1 protein-coding gene is annotated in these 274 nt (G+C 40.1%); it reads right to left on the reverse strand.

What is annotated here, in order from left to right; genetic code table 11:
• Positions 1 to 274 (reverse strand): hypothetical protein (locus AAEY88_RS13550; protein ID WP_350563227.1); only part of this gene is annotated, 274 nt, incomplete at both ends.

Here is a 274-nt window from a genome sequence, read left to right on the forward strand (position 1 = left end):
GTATATCCCAAAACGATTTAGAGCTTAAACGTAAAGCATTCCATTCTTCTTCGTTATACCAATTTGTATTGGTTTTTGGGTCTACCGGCATTTTCACATTCGGTAAATCTTTGTGCTTAAACGTTTGCAGGGTTCTGATGTTGTCAAAATCAATGGGGTAACGAGACAAAAACGCCATTGCGTAGTGGCCTTCAAAAAATCCAAAACCTTGCGCATCGCCCATCACACCATTTTTTTTGCCATCGTTGTCTAAATCAAACTCTGTGGCTAAGCC

Source organism: Psychrobacter sp. CAL346-MNA-CIBAN-0220, assembly GCF_040309805.1.
In the GTDB taxonomy this organism is placed as follows: Bacteria; Pseudomonadota; Gammaproteobacteria; order Pseudomonadales; family Moraxellaceae; genus Psychrobacter.